This is a genomic window from Mycobacterium sp., from assembly GCF_036488105.1.
Taxonomy (GTDB): Bacteria; Actinomycetota; Actinomycetes; order Mycobacteriales; family Mycobacteriaceae; genus Mycobacterium.
Map to the genome: position 1 here is coordinate 1 of NZ_DASXHW010000375.1, position 5,257 is coordinate 5,257.

General features: G+C 66.2%; 5 protein-coding genes and 1 pseudogene. 4 read left to right on the forward strand and 2 right to left on the reverse strand.

Annotated features, from left to right (window positions below):
- On the reverse strand, positions 1-1,587 hold a 1,587-nt coding region (locus VGH54_RS19625), incomplete at its 3' end, for an ABC transporter substrate-binding protein (RefSeq protein ID WP_331513742.1).
- A 34-nt stretch (positions 1,588-1,621) separates the two neighbouring features.
- Between VGH54_RS19625 and VGH54_RS19630 the strand changes: the two genes are divergently transcribed.
- Positions 1,622-1,744, forward strand: a complete 123-nt coding sequence (locus VGH54_RS19630; RefSeq protein ID WP_331513743.1) for a hypothetical protein — start codon at positions 1,622-1,624, stop codon at positions 1,742-1,744.
- Positions 1,745-1,754: 10 nt separating this feature from the next.
- A complete protein-coding gene (gene acs / locus VGH54_RS19635) occupies positions 1,755-3,713 on the forward strand; it encodes an acetate--CoA ligase (RefSeq protein ID WP_331513744.1) in 1,959 nt (652 codons plus the stop codon).
- A gap of 2 nt (positions 3,714-3,715) precedes the next feature.
- Here acs and VGH54_RS19640 read toward each other — a convergent pair whose 3' ends face one another.
- A complete protein-coding gene (locus VGH54_RS19640) occupies positions 3,716-4,426 on the reverse strand; it encodes a serine protease (RefSeq protein WP_414688752.1) in 711 nt (236 codons plus the stop codon).
- 180 nt (positions 4,427-4,606) lie between these two features.
- On the opposite strand from VGH54_RS19640, the gene VGH54_RS19645 reads away from it, so the two are divergent.
- Together VGH54_RS19645 and VGH54_RS19650 are read left to right on the forward strand one after the other, a co-directional pair.
- A complete protein-coding gene (locus VGH54_RS19645; RefSeq protein WP_331513746.1) occupies positions 4,607-5,137 on the forward strand; it encodes a phage holin family protein in 531 nt (176 codons plus the stop codon).
- A pseudogene (locus VGH54_RS19650) lies at positions 5,138-5,257 on the forward strand (alpha/beta hydrolase); the annotation flags it as partial.

The following is a 5,257-nucleotide window of genomic DNA, read 5'->3' on the forward strand; positions in this document are numbered from 1 at the left end:
GTAGTCGGGCAGTCCGTTCCAGGTCAGCGCGACGTGGCTGACCGACGGTGACCGTCCTGCCACGGCGACGGTGTACCAGAGCGGTACAACCGGCATGTCTTGCAACAGGATTCGCTGTGCGTCGTTAGCGAGCCGGTACGACTGCGGCAAATCAGGCGCGGCTTCGGCGGCGGCCATCGCGGCATCGAACCGCGGATTGGAGTAGCCGACGTCGTCGGCGCCCGCTCCGGTGACGAACAGCGGCTCCAAGAACTCCAGCATCGACGGGAAGTCGCCCTGCCATCCGGCGCGGAACGCGGTGCCGATCGTACGGCCGGTGATCTGGGAACGAAAACCGGCGAAGGTGGGCTGAGGCGCCCCGACGGCGTCGATGCCCAGCGTGTTCTTGATGCTATTGGCCACCGCGTCGACCCATTCCTGATGCGAACCGTCGGCGTTGTAGGCGATTGCATACGGCCCAGTCCATTTCGAGATCGCGTCGGCCTGCGACCAGAGCCGCCGCGCACGATCCGCGTCGAAGTTCAGCGCAGTGTTGCCGTCGATGCCGGCGTCGTATCCGGGCAGCGAACTCGCGGTGAAATCGCGAGCCGGCGCGCGGGCACCGGAGAAGATCTTGCGACAGATCTGGTCGCGGTTGATCGCGGCCGACAGCGCGAGCCGGCGCAACCGGCCCTCGTCACCGGAGAAGTGTGGCAGACGCAGCGGAGTGTCCAGTGTCTGGTTCACCGCCGCGGGCGCGGTGACCGCGCGATCGCCGAGGTCTCGGCGGTAGACGGGCAGCACACTGGGCGGAATCGTGTCCAGCACATCGAGATTGGTCGACAGCAAGTCGGCGTAGGCGGTGTCGAGGTTGGCATAGAAGACAAACCGCAGCCCCTTGTTCTGCGGCACCCGGTTGCCGTGATAGCCGGAGTTGGTCACCAGGTCGAGTTTGACGTTGTGCTGCCAGGCCGGATTGCCGGGCTCGTCGCCAAGGCGATAGGGGCCGTTGCCGACCGGATGCTGCCCGAACGCCGCCATGTCTTTCAGTGCGGCGGCGGGCAACGGGTAGAACGGCGAAAACCCAAGCCGCAGTGTGAAGTCGATCGTCGGTCCCTTGAGCCGAACGGTGAACTCATGGTCATCGATCACCTGAAGCCCAGACATCGCGGTCGCCGTCGGGGTCGATGCCGCCACCTCGTCGAAACCGGCGATCGGGCTGAAAAAGCTTTGCTGCAGTTGAGCATTGGTGGATAGCGCCCCGTAGTTCCAGGCGTCGACGAACGAGTGCGCAGTGACCGGCGAGCCGTCACTGAACGCCCAGCCGGGTTTGAGTGTGATCCGGTAGGTGACGTCGTCGGTGGTCTCGATGGACTGGGCAACCTCCAGCGCCGGTGCGCCCTTGGCGTCATACGACATCAGTCCGGCGAACAGCCGGTCGACGATCCGCCCGCCGTTGGTGTCGTTGGTATTGGTCGGGATCAACGGATTCTGCGGCTCGCCCGCATTGACGATCACCACGTCGGTACGGACGGCCCGCACCGCACAGCCGCTCAGCGACGCGGCAACGAGCAGCACGGCCAGGGCAAGGACGCGAAACCGGCGCAAGCCGTCCTCCTCCGATCGGCAATACAATTCCGGCGTGGCTGTCACCGAACTCGCCGAGGTTAGCGTGGCGTATTACCTCGGCGAGGTGATCGCGATGTCGGGCATTCCCATCGTGGGATTGTCTGCAGCCGCTCAAAAGTTAACCCAACCTGATTAGGCTCGTGCGCGTGACCAAGACGCACACCGAGGCACCGTCGTCGTATGCACCGTCAACACAGTTCGTTGCCCAGGCCAACGCCGCCGATGACCTGTACCGAAGGGCCGAACAGGACCGGCTGGCGTTCTGGGCCGAGCAGGCCAACCGACTCTCTTGGGCGACGCCGTTTTCCCAAGTTTTGGACTGGTCGGCGGCGCCGTTTGCCAAATGGTTCACTGACGGCAAACTCAACGTCACCTACAACTGCGTGGACCGTCATGTCGAAGCCGGCAACGGCGGTCGCGTCGCGATCCACTGGGAGGGCGAGCGAGTCGGCGAAGACCGCACCCTGACCTACAACGACCTGCAGACCGAGGTGCGCAAGGCCGCCAACGCGCTCGCGGGTCTGGGGCTGGTCGCGGGGGACCGCGTCGCGATCTACATGCCGATGATTCCCGAAGCGATCATCGCGATGCTGGCCTGCGCGCGCCTGGGCGTGCTGCACAGCGTGGTGTTCGCCGGATTCACCGCCACCGCGCTGGGCGCCCGGATCGCCGACGCCGAGGCCAAACTCCTGATCACTGCCGACGGGCAGTTCCGCCGCGGCAAGCCGGCGCCGTTGAAGGAAGCAGCCGACCAGGCGGTCGCCGACACCAGCTCGATCGAGCACGTCCTCGTGGTCCGGCGCACCGGTGTCGACGTGCCCTGGACCCAGGGACGCGACGTGTGGTGGCACGACGTCGTCGACTCGGCATCCCCCGAACACCACGCCGAGGCGTTCGACGCCGAGCATCCGCTGTTCCTGCTGTACACCTCGGGCACCACCGGTAAGCCCAAGGGAATCGTGCACACCAGCGGCGGCTACCTCACCCAGGCGTCCTACACCCACTACAACGTCTTCGACATCAAGCCGGAATCCGACGTGTTCTGGTGCACCGCCGACATCGGCTGGGTCACCGGCCATACCTACGGCGTCTACGGCCCGCTGTCCAACGGCGTAACCCAGATCATCTACGAGGGAACCCCGGACACGCCCGACCAGCACAGGCATTTCCAGATCATCGAAAAGTACGGCGCGACAATCTATTACACCGCCCCCACCATGATCCGCACCTTCATGAAGTGGGGTCGCGAGATCCCCGACGCCCACGACTTGTCCAGCTTGCGGCTACTGGGCACGGTCGGCGAGCCGATCAACCCGGAGGCGTGGCGCTGGTATCGCAAGGTCATCGGCGCCGACAGCACACCGGTGGTGGACACCTGGTGGCAGACCGAGACCGGTGCGGCGATGATCTCGCCGCTGCCGGGCATCGCTGCGGCCAAACCGGGTTCGGCGATGACGCCGCTGCCGGGCATCTCGGCAAGGATTGTCGACGATGAGGGCAACCAGCTCATCCCCCCGTCGACCGATCAGGGCGAGCACGTCAGCGGATACCTGGTGCTCGATCAGCCGTGGCCGTCGATGCTGCGTGGCATCTGGGGCGATCCGGACCGCTTCCGTGAGACGTACTGGTCGAAGTTCGCCAGCCAGGGCTGGTACTTCGCCGGCGACGGCGCTCGCTACGACACCGACGGGGCGATCTGGATCCTGGGCCGCATCGACGACGTGATGAACGTGTCGGGGCACCGCATCTCGACCGCGGAGGTGGAGTCGGCGTTGGTCGGCCACTCCGGGGTGGCCGAGGCCGCGGTGGTGGGCGCGACCGACGAGACCACCGGTCAGGCCATCTGCGCTTTCGTTGTCCTGCAGGCAAGTCACGCGCAGACGACGGGCGCGGAGATCATCGACGAACTGCGGGCCGAGGTCGCTCGGGTGATTTCGCCCATCGCCCGGCCACGCGAACTGCATGTGGTGCCCGAATTGCCGAAGACCCGCAGCGGCAAGATCATGCGCCGCCTGCTGCGTGACATCGCCGAGAACCGCGAACTCGGCGACACCTCCACGCTGCTCGACCCGGGCGTATTCGACGCGATTCGCGCCGCCCAGTAGACCTAGGCGGGGACTGGGACGAATCCCGCACCGGGACGATTCTTGGCCGCGAGGTCGGCCAGGATCGCGTTGATCGACTGCACCACCGCCGGTGTATGCAGCGGAATGTATTTGGTGATGCAGACCGGCAGGTTCTCGCTGAACGCGCCGTGGATCATGCCGACCAGCTGATCGTTGACGGTCACCGGGCCACCCGAGTCACCCGGTTGTCCGCACACCTGCATGAGGATCGTGCCCGGGTCCTGGCCCGGGCCCCACGTGACGCCGCACGAGTTGCCGGTGGTGCGGCCCTGCTTGCAGGCAACCTGCCCGAAGGCCGGGTCGGGCCCGATGCCGTTGATCGCAAAGCCGCCGAAGTTGGCGACCGGAGCCACCTTGGCCTTGTCGAACTGGATGACCGCATAGTCGAGGCCGTCGTTGCCGGCCACCATCGTTCCCAGCGGGCCGCGGTCCTTTGCCGACTCGACGACCACCGGAGCGCCCGGGCCGCCGCAGTGCGCCGACGTGAAACCGATCAGCTCGCCCTTGCCGTCGATGCCGATGGTGGTCAGGGTGCACAGGGTGTCGCCGTTGACGATGATCCCTGCCCCGCCGCCGAGCGGGACGCGGTCGTCGGCTCGTGCGAGCGCGCCATGCAGACCGGCCAGCCCGACCGCGCCGGCTGCCACCAAAGCCGCCATGAGCCGAAGCAGCCGACGGCACGTGGTCTGCAAAGCGCTACTCCCGTCGACAACAAAGGACGCTCACCCTGAAACGGCGGCGCCAGTCTAACGTGGATCGATGCCCACCAGCGGCGATCCACAAACGGCTGGCAGGGCTCGGTGGCCTCGTCTGTCACCGGGCTGCATGGCAACATGAACCGGACCATCGGACCCAGCTCGGGAGGACCGGCAGTGAGCAAGTCAGATCGAACGAACACCGACCGCCAGGATGGAGTCCCCCGCACGCTGACCACCATTCCGTTGACCGACCCGCACGCGCTGTCCGCCGAGCCGTCGATCGGCGAGCTGGTCAAGGACGCGACCGCGCAGATGTCGACGCTGGTGCGCGCGGAGGTCGAACTGGCCCGCGCTGAGATCACCCGCGACGTCAAGAAGGGCCTGACCGGCAGCGTGTTCTTCATCGCGGCGCTGGTGGTGTTGTTCTATTCGACGTTCTTTTTCTTCTTCTTCCTGGCCGAACTTCTCGACACCTGGATCTGGCGTTGGGCGGCCTTCCTGATCGTGTTCGCGATCATGGTGGTGGTCACCGCCGCACTGGCGCTGTTCGGCTACCTCAAGGTCCGGCGTATCCGCGGCCCGCAGCAGACCATCGAATCGGTCAAGGAGACGCGGTCGGCGTTGACACCGGGTCAAGACAAGTCCTCGGCACCTGCGCTGCATTCGGCGCAGGGCGGCACGCCCGCCGATCCCTCGGGTTGGTAGATGGCCCCACCAGATCCGTCGGTCACCCGTATCGACGGTCCATGGCGCCATCTGGACGTGCACGCCAACGGCATTCGGTTTCACGTCGTCGAGGCGACACCGGACGACCAGGACACCACC